The organism is Brenneria tiliae, assembly GCF_023347575.1.
GTDB classification, from domain to species: Bacteria; Pseudomonadota; Gammaproteobacteria; order Enterobacterales; family Enterobacteriaceae; genus Brenneria; species Brenneria corticis.
Genome location: NZ_JAKPCB010000041.1, coordinates 1 through 277, shown reverse-complemented (window position 1 = coordinate 277; position 277 = coordinate 1). Strand labels below are relative to the sequence as shown.

The 277-nt window shown below is 53.1% G+C and carries 1 rRNA gene; it reads right to left on the bottom strand.

The features are described from left to right. Positions 1–277, bottom strand: a 23S ribosomal RNA gene (locus MFP24_RS00200); the annotation flags it as partial.

Sequence of the window (277 nt, the reverse complement as noted above, 5' to 3'; positions counted from 1 at the left end):
CCAAAGGCTGACCCCATCAATTAACCTTCCGGCACCGGGCAGGCGTCACACCGTATACGTCCACTTTCGTGTTTGCACAGTGCTGTGTTTTTATTAAACAGTTGCAGCCAGCTGGTATCTGCGACTGGTCTCAGCTCCATCCGCAAGGGACTTCACCAAATCCAGCGTGCCTTCTCCCGAAGTTACGGCACCATTTTGCCTAGTTCCTTCACCCGAGTTCTCTCAAGCGCCTGAGTATTCTCTACCTGACCACCTGTGTCGGTTTGGGGTACGATTG